The sequence below is a fragment of the [Clostridium] polysaccharolyticum genome (assembly GCF_900111595.1).
In the GTDB taxonomy this organism is placed as follows: domain Bacteria; phylum Bacillota; class Clostridia; order Lachnospirales; family Lachnospiraceae; genus Clostridium_AI; species Clostridium_AI polysaccharolyticum.
This window is the reverse complement of sequence record NZ_FOHN01000008.1, coordinates 83,421-101,949: the sequence shown is the minus strand read 5'-3', so window position 1 is coordinate 101,949 and position 18,529 is coordinate 83,421. Positions and strand designations below refer to the sequence as shown.

Below are 18,529 nucleotides of genomic sequence, written 5' to 3'. Positions count from 1 at the left end.
ATATTTTAAAATTAATCTTCTACTACAATACCCATGCTTCTTGCAGTACCAGCAATCATGCTCATTGCTGCTTCAAGGTTTGCTGCATTTAAGTCAGGCATTTTTAATTCTGCAATTTCTTTAACCTTATCTTTAGAAATTGTAGCAACTTTAGTCTTGTTAGGAACACCTGAACCAGACTGAATATTACATGCTTTCTTTAACAAAACTGCTGCTGGAGGAGTTTTGCATACGAAGCTGAAACTCTTATCCTGATATACAGTGATTACAACTGGAATAATCATGCCATCCTGATTTGCAGTTCTAGCATTGAAATCCTTTGTAAACTGAACGATATTTACACCATGCTGTCCAAGAGCAGGACCAACAGGTGGAGCTGGTGTAGCCTTTCCAGCAGGAATCTGTAATTTAATATAACCTTCTACTTTTTTTGCCATGATAGCATACCTCCTGATTTTTGTGGTTTTATCGAGAGCCGTATATTTCATACACTCCATTTAAACTGCAAATGGTTCTCTCCCACTTGTATAAATTATAACTTTTTAATATCTGCGAAACTTATTTCTACAGGTGTTTCACGACCAAACAAATCAACGTTGATCGTTACACTTTGCTTATGGTGATTTATCTGTTTTATCACTCCGGCAGTATCTTTCCAAACACCAGAAGTAATCACTACTGTCTCTCCCACTTCCAAATCAACCTGTACACTCTGTAAATCAGCAAGTCCCATACTTTTCATTTCTTCTTCAGTTAATGGAACTGGTTTGGAACCAGGACCTACGAAACCTGTAACACCTCTCGTATTACGTACTACATACCATGTGTCGTCATTCATTACCATATTGATAAGAACATAAGCTGGAAACATCTTCTTAGCAACTTGCTTTTTCACACCATTTTTCATTTCCACAACATTTTGAAGCGGAATAGAAACTTCTAGGATCTGATCCTGCAAATTTCTGTTCTCAACGGTTTTTTCAATGTTTGCCTTAACCTTATTTTCATATCCGGAGTAAGTGTGAACAACGTACCAATTTGCTTCTGACATACAACCACCTATCCTATGTTAAGAATATTTTTCATCACCAAACTTAACGCCGAATCAAGCAACGATATAACGATTCCCAAAATAATAGATACAACAACTACCGCTGTGGATTGCTTAATAACAGTATCTTTGGAAGGCCAGATAACCTTATGAAACTCAGCCTTTAAACCAGTAAAGAAACTATTCTTTTTTGCATTTCCTTCTTTTGCTTTAGCTTTTTCTTCCATATCTTCACATTCCTTTCACCAGCCAGCGAGATGCCGACTGTTCCAATGAACCATAGGGACAAATTTTTTAACGTGCTTATAAAGGTCCATTATTATCGGATTAATTATTTGGTTTCCTTGTGTAACGTGTGTTTCTGACAAAACTTACAATATTTTTTAGTTTCCATTCTATCTGGATGTAATTTCTTTTCCTTAGTCATATTATAGTTACGTTGCTTGCATTCTGTACAAGCTAGAGTAATTTTAACGCGCACAACTGCCACCTCCGATTGTTCGTTTTTTCTTACAATATTTTTAGGCATAAAAAAAAGACCTATTCCATCGCTACAATAATATATCACATTTTGCAATTTCAGTCAATACATTTTTCTAGCTTCTGTCTGCCAATTACTAGTATTCCCGAACCTTTTTCTTGTAAACATTTTCCCGAAAAATAATCGACTTTTTCCAATTTCTATACTATAATTATAATAGTATGTTTTTTCTTTTACGCTAGGAAGCTGAAAAGGTTTAGACATTTCAAGGAGGTTTTTCAATGATAGATTCCAATTGCAGCAAATACGCCCTTAAATTAATCCACAACTGCAAAATCCAGGCCAGCTCTGATTATGCAACTGTTTTTAGTGCTGTTTACCAGCAGATTAAACGCATAAGCAAAGATGCACCCGTTTATTTAATATATCCATCTGAGCAGTTACAGACCTTTGCAACCAGAATCAAAGTTTTATCTCTACAGTTAAGCCACATGCTTGAAAGCTATCTGGAAACCAGCCAGGAAAACCCGCTTCGACAGATTAAGCTTGTGTCTGGCTCCACAAAACATCTCCTTGCAAAGCCGATAGGCTATCCCGCAGAGCCTAAAAGTTATCATGTGCAGATTAATACTGTAGCTTCGGGACAACGAAACCAGAGTAAGTATGTTTCAAAAAAAACATGTCCTTTCACTACTCAAACATATTCTTTTTCCGTTCAGACAAATGACGAGATTTACGACTTTGAACTTCCAGTTCATAACCATGCGACAAATGAAAGCATCTTGCTTAGTATCCAAAAGTTAATCAACCAGACTGTTGACACTTTGGAAGCATCCATACTGGAAGATAAATCAAGAATTGCTCTTGTACTGGAAGCAAAAGCTTATCGGAAAAATGTCCCTGCACAGTTTTCTTTACGAGAAAAGTCATCTAACGGCATTTTGGCTTTTTATGAATTGAATTCAGTAACTGAGTCCCCTAAGCAGTCCGACTTTTCTGTTGATGGCAAGCATTTTACATCTTATGGAACCGCTTTCAACATTGACGATTTATTTGAACTTACGTTATTAGCTCCGAGTCCGGACACTATAATAGTTTCTTATGAGCTAGACAGTGCCAGCATCCTTTCAGAAGCTGCCAGATTTTCCGAAACGGTGAACCAGTTGTTAGAACTGTCCAAGACATGCTCCAACACCAAATTATATCGAGAGCTGCTGGTTTTTTTTACTTCTCACCACACAGAATTAGAAAAAGCCGGCCTCCAGTTTCAGGATAGCCAAGTGCATCTTTCCAGCATTCCGGACGAAGCCCGTTCTTTAAAAGTTAATTTCTTACAAAAACTGCTTTCACAGGACGAAGCCTTTTCCCAGCAGTTCCTTATGCATACACAGAATATTATTATTAATCCTATGGAATATGTTCCAAATAAAATTGTATCCTACAAAGACTTCACCAGGCCTAACTTTCCAAATCCATATGAAACATCCATGTATTCCGGCTTTTTATTTACTAATTGCTGTTAATTTCATCCGTATCCGGATTAGCAAATTGAGTAGGCGATTTTCCAGTCACCCTTTTAAAAATTCTGCTGAAATAATTTGCATCCTTAAACCCTACCGCATCACTTATTTGACTTATAGTTAAGATTCCCTGAAGAAGATACTCCTGCGCACGTTTGATTCTCATATTTCTAAGGTACTCCACATATGTCATCTTTGTACCTTCCTTAAAAATTTTGCTAAAGTGCTGTGGTGTCATATTTACATACTTCGCCATATGTCCTAATGTAAGTTCCTCATTATAATGTTCATTGATATAAGCCAAAGCTTCTGTTACCGCAGCTGATTTTACAGTACTTCTGTTTGTTCTGACAGATTTCAGTATATACTCCACTTTAGAATATGCCCAATCCTTCAGTTCTCTCCACCCCATATCATTCATTTGCTCCATAAAACCATTATAGTCCAGATTATTAACTTCATTCTCAATCTGAACACGAATTTCATGACACAGAATCACAATAATTTCAAGCACCTTATTTTTTGCATCGTGTATGTTTAATTGCTGCAGCATTTCCCATAACTGTGCAAACTGAGTTATACACTCCTCTTTTCCTAATTTGGCATTTTGCAGGAATAAGGTTTCAGCCTCAATATAATCTTTATGGGAAACTGTATTTTCAACAAGTTCTTCGATATGGATTACATCACTATGCTCCTTATAGCGGAGTGCCTTAATTGATTCTTCATAAGAATCATGAATTTCCAAAATCTTTTTTTTGCTTCCGATACCAACTCGTACCTCTATGCCAAAACATCGAACCATTTCAAGCCGAAGCTTATTGGCCAATGCAATCGCTTTTGTTTTTCCACTTCCTAGCTTCATTTCTTCTTTATCCTGATTTACATACACAATCATCCGTTTTCCCAGCTTTGGACCTACTAAGCAAGTAACAGATTCTGACAGAATATCTTTGATTCCATGGCTAATCAAGATAAAATCTTTATCCAAGTCTACAACACATTCTTTTCCGATTTTGCCAAACTCTATATTCAGTACATACCCATATTCATCTAAACCTAACAGTTCTTGATATTTGCGAATCTGATATGTGCTTTTATCATTCCAAACAAACGAATAAATAAAGCAATAATCAACAAATACATTTATTTGATCTTTTTTTCTTTCTTGCAAATTCCTATTTACGCGGTTCCTCCTGTCCCCGTCCAGTTTCTCCACTATTTTTGCTAATACATTCGTATATTCCACCATATTTAATGGTTTTAACATATAGTCAGTTACACCATAGCTCATTGCATCCATTACAAAATCAGAATAATCAAATCCTGATATTATTATTATTTGTAACTCTTTATGCCGTTCTTTTATTCTTCGCACGACTTCTAATCCTGAGGCCCCTTTTAGCTGGACAGCAACCACCATAATATCCAATTTATTCTTTTCGACAAATTCTAATACGGATACTCCTGTATCTTCTACACCGACAATTTCTATTTCTTTAAACTTATTTTGTGTATACTCTCTTATCAACTCTACTTGTTCTATATCTTGTTCTGCAATTAGCATTTTGTACATTACACTACCTCTTTACTTTTGCTTTAAATCCAATCGTTACATTCCTTATTTTTACATATTGTATCATACCTGCTTTTCTGAAACAAGCTTTTTCAAGCAAAAACCAAATACGGCTGTCTTAAAAACCAGCTCCTTACTCATTCAAAGGTATCCCTGCCTGCACTGTAACATACTTTAAGTTGATGTAAATAGAGTTTAACCAAATTCCTAAATAACAAAAAAGACCTGCACATTTACATGCAGATCTTTTTTCTCGTACTATATTATTCTTTTACACCACCAAGAGCTACACCAGCAATGATGTAACGGGATAATGTAAAGTAAACTATGAAAATAGGTAAAATTGTAATTACAAGTCCTACATAAATAATACCATAATCTGTTCTAAAACGCTCACCTCTCATCTGTTGAATAAACATTGGCAATGTATATTTTCTCTGGCTTGTCAATAACATAGAAGGTGTAAATAAATTGTTCCATGATAAAATGAATGCAAAAATTGCCTGTGTAGCAACAGCTGGTTTCATCAATGGCAATGCAATATGGTTAAATGTCTTAAATTCACCTGAACCATCAATACGAGCAGCATCAATGATTTCTAACGGAAGTGCACTTTCCATATACTGTTTCATAAAGAATACAACGGAAGGAGCAGCAATAGCAGGTACAATCAAAGGCACATAACTGTTACCAAAACCTAACTGATACATAAATTTAAAAAAACCTACAATTGATACCTGAGTAGGAATCATCAAAATTGCCATAATAAATGCCCAAGCAATTTTTTTAAGTTTGAAGTTATAAACTGTAACACCATAAGCTGTTAAAGTTGAAAAATATACACTCAATGCAGTAGCTAAACCTGCAATAATTGCACTATTTAACATATAACGCCAGATAGGTACTGTCTTCGCACATTGTGCCAATAACTTCGTAAAGTTGCTAAAGAAATAAGTACTAGGAATTAATGTAAACTTATTCTGAATAGCAACACTTGAACGTGTCGCATTTACAATCATTACAATGAAAGGAAATAAGCTTAAACAGCAAAGGAAAATACAAATAATATGACGTAATACCTTATGCATTGTAACTCCGAAAGACATACTTTCTGTCATACTAACAGATTTTTCTTGTTTACTCATGCTTGTTTTGCCCTCCTTTGCGCTTCTTTAATCATTTTCTTTTCTTTTATAGCATCTTTATCACGCATTACATAGAACATAACCAAACTGATAATTAAGGTAACAGCAAACAGTACCATTGAGGATGCAGCTGCTTTACCAATCTGCTTGGATCCTGTCTGTGACATAGACTGGATATACATTGTAATTGTTCTTGTAGTGTAATCAGGATCTCCGTTTCCACTCTGTGTCAGCAGTTTTGGAATATCGTACATCTGTAAACCACCAACTGCAGACTGAACCAATGTGTAAAGCAAAATTGGTCTTAACAATGGCAATGTAATCTTAAAGAAGATCTGCATTGCATTGGCACCATCTACTCGAGCTGCCTCGAATAAAGAAGGACTAATGCCTAGAATACCAGCAATTAATACGATCATCGTATTTCCGTACCACATCCAGAAGTTAATAAACGCAATAATTAACCTTGCAGCCCACTTTGAATTCAAGAAGTTAAATGGCTCTTTTAACACACCCAATTCCTGTAAGGAAATATTAACTGGTCCCTTTGGAAAGTTAAATAAAGAATAAAACAATACCGAAATTGTAGCTGCTGTAATAATATTAGGCATAAATACCATAACCTTATAAGCACCTTGTCCTTTTAATTTAACTTTTGTGTCAGTAAACCATGCAGCTAAAATCAAGGCTAATACAATCTGAGGAATAAAGTTAATAAACCACATTAAAATTGTATTCCACAAAGCATTAATCGTATACGTATCCAAAAACTTGCCTTCATCACTAAAGAGTACTTCCTTATAATTTGCTATACCATTAAAATTAGGGCCTACTGTCTGATTCCACATTGGATCTGTAAACAGTTCACAAAAACTTAATCCGATTGTATAAAGTAACGGCCATAACTGAAAAGCAGCATACACAATAAAAAATGGTGCAATAAAGAAATAGCCATATCTTCCATACTCCACGGTCTTTCTCTTATTAGACTTATTCGATCCTGCCACTATTTTCTCACATCCTTCTTATTATTTGAACATGCCAGATAGCCATACTCCTCATGTTTATGGGTATTTTTTAAACCTTCCCTGCACTCCATGAAAAACTTAAAAAATACCCACTTGATGGATAGACTACTCTTTATAAATTAATACAAAAGTTCTAGCATTAATGCACCAGCGGCTTTCGCCGCCGGCACTATAAATTAAAATTATTTTTTAATTAATCAACATTTACTGCTGGATAATCATTTTTAACTGCTTTCTTTAAGTCTGCAATTGCCTTATCTTTATCTTTTTTGCCTGAAGCATATGCTTTATTCTGGTTATTTAAAGCATCGTTGATCTTCTGATCATAAGCAGACATCCAAGATACATCTACCTTTTCAGCAAGAGGAGAGAATACTGCAAGGAAGTCCTGACCGCCTAAGAAATCATAAGCACCTTTTTTGTCTTTGATTAAGTTCTGAACAGCAGCCTTGTTATTTACATAATCTAATGTATCAGCAGCAATATTTGTCATTATATCTGTATCACAGCAAAGAGTCTTCATGATCTTTCCAGCTAACTCTTTATCGCTGCAGTTTGCTGTTGCACATAACCATGTACCACCCCAGTAATATGTGGAAGGACCTTGGCACATTGCCCATTTTCCATATGTTCCTTCGCCTTCTTTTTCACCGCCGCAGTTTGCTTTGATTGTCCAGTGTAAGAACCATGTACATCCAAAATAAGCCAAAGTAGAATCGTTAGAACAGTTGGAATTCCATTGTTCTGTCCATTGTTCTGTACCATTTGTTAAATCTTCTGTTACAAGTATTTTATATGTGTCCATGTATTCTTCTACTTTTGGATCAATAACAAAGTTCTGGTTTTCATCAACCCAAGCTGATGACTTAGTTCCTAAGAATACTCTCTGGATATCGTCTGGACCAGATAACATTTTTGTTTTGCCGCCTGATTTTTCCTTTACTTCTTTAGCAGCTGCAATAAAAGAATCCCAGTCTTTAACCTTTTCCTGCATTGCTTCTGGAGAGTCAACGCCTAAAAACTCTTTAGCTAAATCTGTTCTATACATCATAGAACCTGGGCAAGCCTGCCATGAAAGGCCTTTAACAGTATTGTTACGCTGATCAGTTGGGATTGTCAGCGTATATTCATACATATTAGACAAATCATCATCTGTAATGCCTAGATCCTTAACGGCAATTGTGTTGTCGCTATTTACATATTTTTTAATATAATCAGCTTCTGCTGCAAACATATCTGGATATTCTTCAGCATCCTGCTGTTGTAATAAGCCATCAATTTTTTCCTGGTAAATGGTACTGTCACCAATATTTACATATTCAACTCTAGCAAAATCATCTGGATAAGCTTCTTTGAAGTAATTTAATCTGTCCTGAACCTCTGTATTCCAAGAATAGATATAGAATTTTCCCGTGTTTTCAGCTTTTTCTGTTCCGCCATCATCTGTTGTTTTTGGCTCTGTTGAAGTATTTTCATCATCGGTTTTACCACACGCAAATAATGCTGTAGACATCGTCAACGCCATAATAAGTGCTAACGCTCTTTTACTCTTTCTCATTTCTTTCTCCTCCTTAAATAAATGAAATGTAAAATGAAATGTTTATATAAGTTTATATAATTAAAAGAATTACAGCTTTTTCACTGTACCTCCTTCAATTAACTGCGTTTGTAAACAAATGCTTTCAAGAGAGGTTGTCATTGGACTTTCAATCAAATTAATCAGCTGCTTTGCTGCCTCTGCTCCAATAGCATCCACATCCTGCCTAACAGTTGTTAAATTAGGTTCTAAAACCTTTGTAAAGAGAATCCCATCAAAACCAGCCACAGAAAGTTCCTGAGGTATCTTAATCCCCCTCCTGCCAGCTACATTCATAACACCTAATGCTGAATAATCATCAGGTGCAATAATACAAGTTGGTTTTTTAGACAGGTTTAAAAGCTTATCGGTTATCTCCTCTGTTTTTGACACATTGCGATATTCACCTTCCAGGATAAAATCTTCATTTACTTCTAATCCATTCTCATTCATAATATTATAAAAGCTAACCAGCCTATTATGAGTAACGGATGATTTCGTCCCATGAATGTAAGCTATATCTTTATGTCCCTGATTAATTATGTACTGAATAAGTTCCCTCATGCCATTTATATTGTCAGATAAAATAGAAATTGCACCATTAAATACGTGGTCAATCACTACTACTGGTATATCACTATTTACTAATTCCAAAATCTCAGGATCATTGAATTCCGTTACACACGCAATACATATCCCATCAAAGTTTCTTTGTTTGCAATGTTCCAAGTAAGACATCTTTCTATTCCCGATGTTATGTTCTATAAAAGTGATGTCATATCCCCGTCTTGAAACTTTTTCTTTAAACGACGCCAAAATATGTGCAAAGTACTCATTTCGTAAGCTTTGCCTTGAAGAATCCATATATAAGACACCAATATTGCAAGTTTTCTTCATTTTTAATGCTCTTGCATTGGCGTCTGGAAAATATCCCATCTCACTGGCATGGCGTAAAACTAAAGCTCTGGTCTGCTCACTGATGTCATGATACCCATTCAACGCCTTACTAACAGTAGATACTGAAACCCCGCATTTCATTGACAAGTCTTTAATCGTTGCCACTACTGTTCACCACCAAACCTTACTAACTTCTGTGTCTTTACGATATCGTTTTCGTACATTTATTATACGGCATATTAACCAATAAATCAAGCAATAATAATACTTTTTTAATACATTTATTATCAAAACGCTTTACATGTCCATATTACAAATACACATTTACTGGGATATTCACCAACATTAATCGTTATTCTTTGCCAAAAACAAAGACTTTTGCCTAAATCTTTTCGTTATACTCCTAAACAAGCCTTATTTTCTCATTCACATTACGACATACTATCCCTGTTAACACTCCTGTAAAAACACCACATAATATCAGGAACCCAGCATAATATTTTAAATCTAGGGACTTAAGAACATAAGATGCAATAATCAGCTGTCCTATATTATGAGCTACCCCACCAGCAGCACTAATACCTATTATGCCAGTCTTTTTCGTTTTATTCATAAAACACATAATTATTGTACTTAAAATCCCTCCAGACAAGCTATATGCCAGACTATACAGATTTCCAAATGTAAAAGCTGCTAAAACCGTACGGGCAGCCATAACAAAAAAAGCATCTTTTGTACCAAGTTGCACAACTGCAAACAAGATTACAATATTGGCCAGTCCCAATTTTACACCAGGTATTCCAATCTGGATCGGCAACATGCTTTCTAAGTAACTCAGCAGAAAGGCTAGAGAAACCAGAAGCCCCATTAGTGCTATTTTTCTATTTCTCATTTTCTCCCTCCAGATTCTCGTCTTTGGCAACGATCTTTACGATCAATTTATGAGGCAGACAAGCTATACTCTCTCCGATACTATCTATAGGTGCCGTATTAACACAAACCTGATTTTTGCAATCCGCTTCTTTTATGGTAACCTGGCCATTTTTGATGACTACCACATTATAATGTCCTTCTTTCCCCTTTACCTTAAGTTCCTGGTTGTCTTTCAGGTCTAATACCTTATATGTTTTTCCTTCTAGAGTAATAACAACTTGTTCCCCAGCCTCTTTTCCAGCGAATTGAGTTACAAGGATTATGCCCCCTAACAGCAGAAACACCCCTATAAGAATCAAATCTCCTTTTTTCATAACAGCCTCCTTTCTCAACTAGCGTCTCATTCACTTTAAAACGCTTAAACCTAACTTTAATTTCCTATTCTTGACACTAAAATCTCAACTTCTTATAATAAACTCGTAACTTACTATCTATATATTAATTTATAAAGGAGTTTTTATGAAAAAAACAGCACCAAAAAAAATACATGCTTTATTACTTCTTGTATTGATTATATTTTTAACTGCCAAAGGTATCTACATATATTCAGGCCGTGAAAAAAGAAATGTACTACAGCCTATAACCGATACCCGTTTTGCCTTAAATACAGTTGTCACCATCACACTATATGACTGTACAGATAAGAACATTTTAGAAGAAGCATTCCAGCTATGTAATAAGTACGAAACTATCTTCAGCCGTACACTAACGGCTAGCGAATTATATAGAGTAAATCATTCGGACAAAAGAAAACTCTCCATTTCCGAGGATCTTGCCTCTTTAATCAAAACTGGTCTTTCCTATAGTTCCTTATCAAAAGGGGCGTTTGATATTTCCATTGCACCTGTCAGCCAATTATGGGATTTTACAGCAGAAACCCCTGCTGTGCCTTCCAGTCTAGCTATCCAAAAACAGCTTCCATATGTGGGATATCAGAACTTTTCTATTAAAGATAACACCTTAATAAGAAAAAAGCAAGAAAACCAGCTGGATGTAGGTGCTATTGCAAAAGGCTATATAGCGGACCGGATTAAACAGTATCTTATTAGACAAAATGTACACAGTGCAATTATTAATTTAGGCGGTAATATATTATGTACAGGTGATAAAGAGGGGGCTCCTTTTAAAATTGGTATCCAAGCCCCTTTTAAAGATAGAAATGTCTCACTTGCTACCCTTAAAATACGTGACAAGTCCATAGTTACATCGGGTATCTACGAACGCTGTTTTACTGAAAACGGCAAACTCTACCACCACATTTTAAATCCCAAAACAGGTTATCCCTATGATAATAACCTTAGCTCGGTTACTATCATCTCTGACGAATCTGTGATCGGGGATGCATTAAGCACAACCTGTTTCGCACTTGGACTCGAAGACGGGCTGGACTATATAAACAGACTTGAAACTATAGATGCTATTTTCGTTGATTCCAAAGGAACCATGCACTATTCTAAACATTTTTCTGAAAGATATGAATAAGAACAAAGTGTACATCCATTTTCAAGAAAAAAGAATCCCTTAGCCAGCAATACTCTTCTTGATAGCCGCAGGGATTCTATTTTTATCCTTTTTTAAATATCTTTTACACAATTACATGTGATGGACACTTCTCTGCACATTTTCCGCATCCTGTACATTTACTTTGATCAATATGAGCGATATTGTTTTCTACAGAAATTGCGTCAAATTCGCACTGTTTCACACATAGACCACAGCCGATACAGCCTGTTGAACATACATCTTTTACTGCTTTCCCTTTATCCTGTGAACTACATTGCACTACATGTTTTGCCTTGTAAGGCACCAGCTCAATCAGGTGTTTTGGACACTCTGCAATACACTTGCCGCAAGCTTTGCATTTTTCTTTATCAACCTTTGCAATTCCATTGATTACATGAATTGCATCAAATGGACAGGCACGCACGCAGCTTCCATATCCCATACAGCCATAAGAACAAGCCTTATCTCCATTACCAGGAATCAAAGCAAGCTTTTTACAGTCATAGATACCATAATAGTTATACTTTGTTTCCGCTTTGTCACAAGTACCAGCACATTTTACAAATGCTACTTCACGTTCTTTGTCTCCAGCAGTTACACCCATAATTTTAGCAATAGCCTTTCCTACTGGATCGCCACCAACTGGACATGCATCTACAGAAGCCTCTCCCTGTGCAATTGCTTTTGCAAGTGCATCACAGCCTGCATAACCACAGCCACCGCAATTATTTCCTGGAAGCTGTTCTCTAACAAGAATTTCTTTTTCGTCTACTTCAACTGCGAAGGCTTTCGCAGCTACACCAAGAAGAAGACCAACAAGCAAACCGATGATACCAATTACGGCTGCTGCTGTAATGATTTCCACTCCGTTCATCTTATCTCCTCCCTCTTACAATAACCCAGCAAAACCGCAAAATGCGATTGCCATAAGACCTGCTGTTAATAATACAATTGGAGAACCTTTAAAGGATTCTGGCACATCATTATGTTCGCAGCGCTCTCGAATACCTGCTAAAATCACAATAGAGATAGTGAATCCTAATGCCGTTCCAAATCCATTTACAACACTTTTTAAAATTGTATATTCTTTCTGTACATTAATCAAAGCAACACCAAGAACTGCACAGTTTGTTGTAATTAAAGGAAGATACACACCTAAAGAACTATATAAGGCTGGCATGGATTTCTTTAAAAACATTTCTACAAACTGTACCAGAGCAGCAATTAAAAGAATAAATACAATTGTTTTCAGATAATCAAGATCATATGGTGCAAGAATAAATTTATATACAACACTCGTAAGCAAGGATGCCAGCGTAATAACGAAAATAACTGCTCCACCCATGCCAGCTGCAGTATCTACCTTCTTGGATACGCCTAAGAAAGGACATAATCCAAGGAACTGGCTTAAGACAACATTATTTACGAGGGCAGCACCAATTAAGATAATAATCAGCTCTTTCATTTACTTCTCCCCCTTTTCTGTTTCTTCTTTTTTACGTTTTGCAGCTTCCAGCTTTCTCTGCTTTTCTGCTTCTTCTTTTTTGCGTCTTTCTTCTGCAAGAATTTTGTGATTTTCAACACATGCTGTTCCCGTACAGCTTGCACAGTTACCACCACAGCTGATAGCACTGCCATGAGGAACATTTGTCGCAGATGGTGCTTTAAACTTGTTCTGCAATGCGGTTAAACATGCAAGAACGAAGAATGCACCAGGTGCCATAATAAAAATGGATATTGGTTCGTAAGAAGATGGCAGGATTTTTGCATCAAATGCCGAACCATTTCCAAGAAATTCCCTTACTAAACCAATACATGTCAAACCAACTGTAAATCCAAGTCCCATGCCAATACCATCACATGCAGATAACAGTACACCATTCTTAGATGCATAGGACTCTGCTCTTCCTAAAATGATACAGTTTACAACAATAAGCGGAATATAAATACCTAATGTTGCGTATAAATCTTTTACATATGCATGCATCAGCATTTCAACTATTGTTACTAAAGAAGCAACAATTACAATAAATGCTGGAATTCTTACTTTATCTGGAATCACTTTTCTCAACGCTGAAATAATCATGTTGGACATAATCAAAACAACTGTCGTTGCCAAACCCATGCCCATACCATTCTTAGCTGATGAAGTTACTGCTAAGGTAGGACACATACCAAGCATTAAGACAAAAGTTGGATTCTCTTTCACGATACCATTAAAGATACGTTCAAAATACTTATTCATTCTCAGCTCCTCCTTTTCCTTAACCTTGCATAATATCCTGTTTTAAGAACGCAATTGCAGTATTTACACCTTTTGTAACAGCCTTTGTCGTAATAGTAGCACCACTTAATGCATCAATTTCATTATCTGCTTTGGCACCATCTTTTGTGTACACAAGACTATCTGCTTTTTTACCAGCAAACTGATTCTTAAATTCAGGTTCTTCACATCTCATACCAAGACCAGGTGTCTCACTTGCTTTTAAAACCTCGAATCCTGTGATTTCACCTTCATTGGTCATTCCCATAACCAAGGAAATATCACCGCCGTAACCTTCTGTTGCCAAAAATGAGATAACGTAGCCAACTGGCTGGCCGCTGGCATCCTGAGCTACCGTAACTTCTTCAATTTTCGCTCCAGAAAGATCATTTTCCTTCAAAAATGTTTCAGATTTATCTACCTTTTCCTTAATAGCACTATCTTCTTCAAATTTATCTGCATTTTTGAATACTTTCTGATAGGCCACCTGTTTTTCCTCTTTTTCTGCTTTTGCAATAGGTTCCTTGGTAATCTCCTGCCCAAATCCTAATGCACATCCAGCGATTAGGGTGATTATGAATAAGATGATAGCATCTTTTAGTAAAGTGCTTTTATTTTTCATTCTTAACCCCCTCCTTTCCAAAAGGAACTGGCATAGTTACACGCTCAATTAATGGAACTAGTAAGTTACAGAAAATAATGGCATAGGATACGCCTTCTGCAGTTCCTCCAAAAATACGGAATATGCCAGTAAGCAGACCCAATAATACAGCAAACACAATCTGTCCCATAGGTGTTATTGGGCTTGTTACATAATCAGTTGCCATAAAGAACGCACCTAAAACCAAACCACCTCCGCAGATTTCTGCTGCAAGATAATTTATATCAAAACCGCGTCCACCAAAAATCATGGCAAATACGGCAAATGTTGCAATATAAATAACTGGAATCTTCCATGTAATTACTTTTTTAATCAAAAGGTATGCTGCACCAATTAATAACGCAATTACACTAGTTTCTCCGATAGTACCTGCAATGGTTCCAGTAAACATATCAAAAACACTGGTTCCATTCTGAGATAAAATATCAGACACAGAAGATGCTTTTTCTCCTGACTTAATTAAATATAACGGAGTTGCACCTGTTACTCCATCATATGTAAATGTTGTCATACGTTTTGCAAATGAAATCATCAAGAAACATCTGGCGGCAAGCGCTGGGTTCATAAAATTCTGGCCTAACCCGCCGAATAACATCTTTACAATTAAAATAGCGAATACGCCACCTAGAACTGGCATCCAGAATGGCACTGACGCCGGCAGGTTCATACCTAATAACAAACCTGTTACCAAAGCACTATAATCACAAACCGTAATCTTTTTGTGCATTAGTTTTTCATATATATATTCCGTTAGCATACAGCTTACTATGGACAGCACTAGAACAAGCAGTGCTTTCATGCCAAAATTGTAAACACCAAATCCAGCTGCTGGCACTAACGCAATTGCTACATCTCTCATGATCGTCTTTGTGGAATCTTTACTACGGACGTGAGGTGATGCAGACACATTTAATAATTCACTCAAAGATAACACCTCTTTCTTTTCTTTGCGTTATTTTTTCCTTCTACTATCAAGTATACTTCTTCTTGTCTGTTTAAAGGATTGTGTTAATCGGCGTTTGGCTGGACAGACATACGTACAGCTGCCACATTCATAACATTCCATACCATTTAAGGCCACAAATCCTTCATCATCAAAGCGCTCGGAACATTCCAGCATTTTCTGTGGTATCAGTTTGCTTGGACATGCCTCTACACATCGTCCACAACGGATACATGCAGAAGGCTCGTTGGCCGCAACTTCGTCCTTTGTCATGCAAAGAAGTGCTGATGATGTTTTCATAACTGGAACATTTAAATCAAACAGCGCCATACCCATCATAGGTCCACCTGATACAACCTTTTCAGGCTGTGAAACAAATCCGCCTGCTTCTTCTACTAATTCTGCATAGTTTAAACCTGTTGGAACTTTAAAGTTCTGAGGTTTTTTAATTGCATCACCAGTTACCGTAACGATTCTGCGAATAAGCGGCGTAGAATCGCACACTGCATTTTTTACTGCAACTACAGTATCTACGTTATCTACAACGCATCCTGCATCTGCTGGCAGCATAGCAGAATTAATCTTTCTTTTTGTTGTTGCATATATAAGCTGGCGTTCCGCCCCCTGTGGATATTTTGTCTTTAAAACTTTGACCTGGATTTTAGATTCATTCTGAACCAGCTGGCTCATGATTTTGATAGCTTCAGGTTTATTATCTTCAATAGCGATAATACCTTGTGCATGTTCGAATAGCTTTAAAATAACCTTAAGTCCTTGTACTACATTTTCTGGTTCTTCAAGCATTACACGATAGTCAGATGTTAGATATGGTTCGCATTCCGCACCATTTACAATTACATACTCAATTTTGGAATCTTCTTTAGGAGTTAACTTAATATGAGTTGGAAAACCAGCACCTCCCATACCTACGATACCAGCTTCTTTAATTAAGTTTCTGATGTCTTCTTTCGATAATTCTTCGTAATTTCTCTTTTGTCCTACGCCTTCGGCCTTTTCATATGTATTATCATTTTCGATTACTACCGACAGCACTTTTGCACCTGAAACTGTCAATCTAGGTTCCACCGCTTTTACCGTACCTGAAACTGAAGAATACACATGGGCTGAGACAAATCCAGAAGCTTCACCAATTCTTTGACCAACTAAAACCCGGTCACCTTTGGCAACTATAGGAGTTGCCGGTGCACCAATATGCTGGGACATTGGGTACACTAAAAGCCCTTTAGGTAATACTTCTTTAATCTTCAAATCCTTGGATAAATCTTTTCCTTCAAAAGGATGAATCCCTCCACGAAATGTTAAAGCTTTCATGTTATACCTCCTTTTTAACCTTTCTGAAACATTATAGCACATTACGCAATACATATTAACGATAAAATTACAATTAATGTTTGTGTACTCAATTTAGTACACAGTCTATATGTCCTCTTTTTAACTTCTTAAACTAAAAAAATGCCAGCTGCCATGAACAATCTCATAACAGCTAGCACTTTACATTAATACTTTACTTGACAATGCTGTTGTTTCTGAAGATATTTTTCTTTTGTTGCAAGACCACCACGAATATGCCGTTCTGACTTGTTTAAATCCAGCACAACTCTAGCCTGACTTGCTAGTGACGGATTAATCTGAACCAGCCGTTCTGTCACATCTTTATGTACTGTAGATTTTGAAATTCCAAATTGCTTCGCAGTCTGCCTCACAGTAGCGTTATATTCAATAATATATTTGGCAATATCCACCGCCCGTTCCTCAATATATCCTTTCATATGCTGCTCCGAAGGCTCGGAAAACCCCCTCAAATACTTGTTGTTTAATTGTATGAACGGCTAAGTTGTTTTATGAACTTAAAAAAGTTGTCTGATTTTATTTTGTAAAAGGTGCCGTTTCGTTCTAAGAAATCTTATACACAGAAATGACACCCTTCATAGCAAACAAGCATTAATCAAAATATTCATCTTCATATTCGTAATGATTCGTGTATTCTTCATCCATAAATAAATCCTCTGGCTCTACTTGTTCCACATCGCCATATTCTCTTTTATATCCAAACTGTTTGACTTTCCCTTTCTTAGAAAAGAGCTTCTGAATGCCATCTATCATATCTGTCAGTCCTTTCATCTCATATTCATTCAGTTATATTTTTACTTAAATAGGAGAAGTTTATACATTGTCCTATATTTTTTTAGAAACAATACTATTTTCCTATTCTGCTAATATACTAGTTATATATTTTAAATGAATGGAGATTACTATGAACAATACTTATCCTTTTGTTCTGGAACCACTTAATTATCCTTATAATGCATTAGAACCATATTTAAGTGCCCAGACGATCAACGTGCATTTTTCCCTTTACTTAAAAGCATATGTGGACAAACTTAACGCCGAGTTAGAACAATATCCAGAACTCCAGTCCTGGACTTTAGAACAGCTGATTTATAACTGCAGTCTGCTTCCATCTGCTGCACAGGAATCCATTAAAAATAACGCTGGAGGAGTTTACAATCACTACTTATATTTTGATTCCATGACCACAGCATGCAAATCACAAATGAACACCGAGTTGTCTGTCATTTTAAAAAAGCAGTTCGGATCTGTACAACGCTTTCAAAAACTCTACATAGAAGCCGCAGTAAAATCATTTGGCTCCACGTATATCTGGCTTGTTCTAAATCCAAAAGGTGATTTGGCTATATTAACAACCAAGAACCAGGATAACCCTCTCTCTTGTGGACTGCATCCTATCCTGACTCTGGATATGTGGGAACATGCTTATTTATTTGATTACCTGAACAAAAAAAGGCAGTACGCCACAAGCTGGTTTCATTTGATTAACTGGGAAAATGTCTATCAAAGATATTTGCATTTAAACCATTCCCTTAGAAAATAAAAGAAATAAAATATGCCGTACAAGTTGTAAAACCTAAA

At 36.4% G+C, this 18,529-nt stretch carries 22 protein-coding genes; 3 read left to right on the top strand and 19 right to left on the bottom strand.

The annotated features are described in order from the left end of the window. Positions 1-11: 11 nt before the first annotated feature. From rplK to rpmG, 4 genes are all read right to left on the bottom strand, one after another. A complete protein-coding gene (gene rplK, locus BMY85_RS07135) occupies positions 12-437 on the bottom strand; it encodes a 50S ribosomal protein L11 (RefSeq protein WP_092477583.1) in 426 nt (141 codons plus the stop codon). Between the two features lie 95 nt (positions 438-532). After that, entirely contained in the window at positions 533-1,051 is a 519-nt protein-coding gene (nusG, locus tag BMY85_RS07130) for a transcription termination/antitermination protein NusG (RefSeq protein WP_092477582.1), read from the bottom strand. Positions 1,052-1,059: 8 nt separating this feature from the next. Next, positions 1,060-1,278: a preprotein translocase subunit SecE gene (secE, locus tag BMY85_RS07125; protein ID WP_092477581.1), complete on the bottom strand. Its 219-nt coding sequence runs from the start codon at positions 1,276-1,278 to the stop codon at positions 1,060-1,062. Positions 1,279-1,382: 104 nt separating this feature from the next. Further along, positions 1,383-1,532: a 50S ribosomal protein L33 gene (gene rpmG, locus BMY85_RS07120; protein ID WP_143066342.1), complete on the bottom strand. Its 150-nt coding sequence runs from the start codon at positions 1,530-1,532 to the stop codon at positions 1,383-1,385. 281 nt (positions 1,533-1,813) lie between these two features. Here rpmG and BMY85_RS07110 point away from each other — a divergent pair, with 281 nt between their 5' ends. Further along, a complete protein-coding gene (locus tag BMY85_RS07110; protein ID WP_092477578.1) occupies positions 1,814-3,055 on the top strand; it encodes a hypothetical protein in 1,242 nt (413 codons plus the stop codon). On the opposite strand, the gene BMY85_RS07105 is transcribed toward BMY85_RS07110, so the two are convergent. From BMY85_RS07105 to BMY85_RS07075, 7 genes are all read right to left on the bottom strand, one after another. Then, on the bottom strand, positions 3,042-4,628 hold the full coding sequence (locus BMY85_RS07105; protein WP_092477577.1) for a response regulator transcription factor: 1,587 nt from the start codon (positions 4,626-4,628) through the stop codon (positions 3,042-3,044). The genes BMY85_RS07110 and BMY85_RS07105 overlap by 14 nt on opposite strands. 263 nt (positions 4,629-4,891) lie before the next feature. Next, entirely contained in the window at positions 4,892-5,773 is an 882-nt protein-coding gene (locus BMY85_RS07100; protein WP_207646534.1) for a carbohydrate ABC transporter permease, read from the bottom strand. Next, on the bottom strand, positions 5,770-6,780 hold the full coding sequence (locus tag BMY85_RS07095) for a carbohydrate ABC transporter permease (RefSeq protein WP_092477576.1): 1,011 nt from the start codon (positions 6,778-6,780) through the stop codon (positions 5,770-5,772). The genes BMY85_RS07100 and BMY85_RS07095 overlap by 4 nt, the downstream gene beginning before the upstream one ends. A gap of 214 nt (positions 6,781-6,994) precedes the next feature. Further along, complete coding sequence (locus BMY85_RS07090; RefSeq protein WP_092477575.1) at positions 6,995-8,359, bottom strand: ABC transporter substrate-binding protein; 1,365 nt, start codon at positions 8,357-8,359, stop codon at positions 6,995-6,997. Between the two features lie 69 nt (positions 8,360-8,428). Then, positions 8,429-9,439 carry a LacI family DNA-binding transcriptional regulator gene (locus BMY85_RS07085; protein ID WP_092477574.1) on the bottom strand — a complete coding sequence of 337 codons (1,011 nt, stop codon included), beginning with the start codon at positions 9,437-9,439 and terminating at the stop codon, positions 8,429-8,431. Between the two features lie 238 nt (positions 9,440-9,677). Beyond that, positions 9,678-10,166 carry a Gx transporter family protein gene (locus BMY85_RS07080; RefSeq protein WP_092477573.1) on the bottom strand — a complete coding sequence of 163 codons (489 nt, stop codon included), beginning with the start codon at positions 10,164-10,166 and terminating at the stop codon, positions 9,678-9,680. Continuing rightward, positions 10,156-10,521, bottom strand: a complete 366-nt coding sequence (locus tag BMY85_RS07075) for a NusG domain II-containing protein (protein ID WP_092477572.1) — start codon at positions 10,519-10,521, stop codon at positions 10,156-10,158. The genes BMY85_RS07080 and BMY85_RS07075 overlap by 11 nt, the downstream gene beginning before the upstream one ends. Before the next feature lie 145 nt (positions 10,522-10,666). On the opposite strand from BMY85_RS07075, the gene BMY85_RS07070 reads away from it, so the two are divergent. Next, a complete protein-coding gene (locus BMY85_RS07070; RefSeq protein ID WP_092477571.1) occupies positions 10,667-11,689 on the top strand; it encodes an FAD:protein FMN transferase in 1,023 nt (340 codons plus the stop codon). A gap of 103 nt (positions 11,690-11,792) precedes the next feature. Here the strand turns inward: BMY85_RS07070 and BMY85_RS07065 are convergent, their stop codons facing one another. From BMY85_RS07065 to BMY85_RS07030, 8 genes are all read right to left on the bottom strand, one after another. Next, a complete protein-coding gene (locus BMY85_RS07065) occupies positions 11,793-12,584 on the bottom strand; it encodes an RnfABCDGE type electron transport complex subunit B (protein ID WP_092477570.1) in 792 nt (263 codons plus the stop codon). 15 nt (positions 12,585-12,599) lie between these two features. Beyond that, complete coding sequence (gene rsxA / locus BMY85_RS07060) at positions 12,600-13,175, bottom strand: electron transport complex subunit RsxA (protein ID WP_092477569.1); 576 nt, start codon at positions 13,173-13,175, stop codon at positions 12,600-12,602. Further along, the gene (gene rsxE, locus BMY85_RS07055) at positions 13,176-13,955 is read right to left on the bottom strand and encodes an electron transport complex subunit RsxE (RefSeq protein WP_092477568.1); all 780 of its coding nucleotides are present in this window, start codon (positions 13,953-13,955) and stop codon (positions 13,176-13,178) included. Positions 13,956-13,974: 19 nt separating this feature from the next. Beyond that, a complete protein-coding gene (locus BMY85_RS07050) occupies positions 13,975-14,595 on the bottom strand; it encodes an RnfABCDGE type electron transport complex subunit G (protein WP_092477567.1) in 621 nt (206 codons plus the stop codon). After that, positions 14,585-15,559, bottom strand: a complete 975-nt coding sequence (locus BMY85_RS07045) for an RnfABCDGE type electron transport complex subunit D (protein WP_092477566.1) — start codon at positions 15,557-15,559, stop codon at positions 14,585-14,587. The genes BMY85_RS07050 and BMY85_RS07045 overlap by 11 nt, the downstream gene beginning before the upstream one ends. A 27-nt stretch (positions 15,560-15,586) precedes the next feature. After that, positions 15,587-16,909 (bottom strand): electron transport complex subunit RsxC, encoded by a 1,323-nt coding sequence (gene rsxC / locus BMY85_RS07040; RefSeq protein WP_092477565.1) that lies wholly within the window; start codon positions 16,907-16,909, stop codon positions 15,587-15,589. A gap of 185 nt (positions 16,910-17,094) precedes the next feature. After that, positions 17,095-17,367 carry a sporulation transcriptional regulator SpoIIID gene (gene spoIIID, locus BMY85_RS07035; RefSeq protein ID WP_092477564.1) on the bottom strand — a complete coding sequence of 91 codons (273 nt, stop codon included), beginning with the start codon at positions 17,365-17,367 and terminating at the stop codon, positions 17,095-17,097. A gap of 172 nt (positions 17,368-17,539) precedes the next feature. Further along, positions 17,540-17,719 carry a hypothetical protein gene (locus tag BMY85_RS07030; protein ID WP_092477563.1) on the bottom strand — a complete coding sequence of 60 codons (180 nt, stop codon included), beginning with the start codon at positions 17,717-17,719 and terminating at the stop codon, positions 17,540-17,542. A 133-nt stretch (positions 17,720-17,852) separates the two neighbouring features. Here BMY85_RS07030 and BMY85_RS07025 point away from each other — a divergent pair, with 133 nt between their 5' ends. After that, positions 17,853-18,491, top strand: a complete 639-nt coding sequence (locus BMY85_RS07025) for a superoxide dismutase (RefSeq protein ID WP_242939691.1) — start codon at positions 17,853-17,855, stop codon at positions 18,489-18,491. Positions 18,492-18,529 lie beyond the last annotated feature (38 nt).

What these genes read in the sequence shown, in the direction of transcription:
- rplK (WP_092477583.1), bottom strand. Translation starts at nt 437, where the DNA reads ATGGCAAAAAAAGTAGAAGGTTATATTAAATTACAGATTCCTGCTGGA.
- nusG (WP_092477582.1), bottom strand. Translation starts at nt 1,051, where the DNA reads ATGTCAGAAGCAAATTGGTACGTTGTTCACACTTACTCCGGATATGAA.
- secE (WP_092477581.1), bottom strand. Translation starts at nt 1,278, where the DNA reads ATGGAAGAAAAAGCTAAAGCAAAAGAAGGAAATGCAAAAAAGAATAGT.
- BMY85_RS07110 (WP_092477578.1), top strand. Translation starts at nt 1,814, where the DNA reads ATGATAGATTCCAATTGCAGCAAATACGCCCTTAAATTAATCCACAAC.
- BMY85_RS07105 (WP_092477577.1), bottom strand. Translation starts at nt 4,628, where the DNA reads ATGTACAAAATGCTAATTGCAGAACAAGATATAGAACAAGTAGAGTTG.
- BMY85_RS07100 (WP_207646534.1), bottom strand. Translation starts at nt 5,773, where the DNA reads ATGAGTAAACAAGAAAAATCTGTTAGTATGACAGAAAGTATGTCTTTC.
- BMY85_RS07090 (WP_092477575.1), bottom strand. Translation starts at nt 8,359, where the DNA reads ATGAGAAAGAGTAAAAGAGCGTTAGCACTTATTATGGCGTTGACGATG.
- BMY85_RS07080 (WP_092477573.1), bottom strand. Translation starts at nt 10,166, where the DNA reads ATGAGAAATAGAAAAATAGCACTAATGGGGCTTCTGGTTTCTCTAGCC.
- BMY85_RS07075 (WP_092477572.1), bottom strand. Translation starts at nt 10,521, where the DNA reads ATGAAAAAAGGAGATTTGATTCTTATAGGGGTGTTTCTGCTGTTAGGG.
- BMY85_RS07070 (WP_092477571.1), top strand. Translation starts at nt 10,667, where the DNA reads ATGAAAAAAACAGCACCAAAAAAAATACATGCTTTATTACTTCTTGTA.
- BMY85_RS07065 (WP_092477570.1), bottom strand. Translation starts at nt 12,584, where the DNA reads ATGAACGGAGTGGAAATCATTACAGCAGCAGCCGTAATTGGTATCATC.
- rsxA (WP_092477569.1), bottom strand. Translation starts at nt 13,175, where the DNA reads ATGAAAGAGCTGATTATTATCTTAATTGGTGCTGCCCTCGTAAATAAT.
- rsxE (WP_092477568.1), bottom strand. Translation starts at nt 13,955, where the DNA reads ATGAATAAGTATTTTGAACGTATCTTTAATGGTATCGTGAAAGAGAAT.
- BMY85_RS07050 (WP_092477567.1), bottom strand. Translation starts at nt 14,595, where the DNA reads ATGAAAAATAAAAGCACTTTACTAAAAGATGCTATCATCTTATTCATA.
- rsxC (WP_092477565.1), bottom strand. Translation starts at nt 16,909, where the DNA reads ATGAAAGCTTTAACATTTCGTGGAGGGATTCATCCTTTTGAAGGAAAA.
- spoIIID (WP_092477564.1), bottom strand. Translation starts at nt 17,367, where the DNA reads ATGAAAGGATATATTGAGGAACGGGCGGTGGATATTGCCAAATATATT.
- BMY85_RS07030 (WP_092477563.1), bottom strand. Translation starts at nt 17,719, where the DNA reads ATGAAAGGACTGACAGATATGATAGATGGCATTCAGAAGCTCTTTTCT.
- BMY85_RS07025 (WP_242939691.1), top strand. Translation starts at nt 17,853, where the DNA reads ATGAACAATACTTATCCTTTTGTTCTGGAACCACTTAATTATCCTTAT.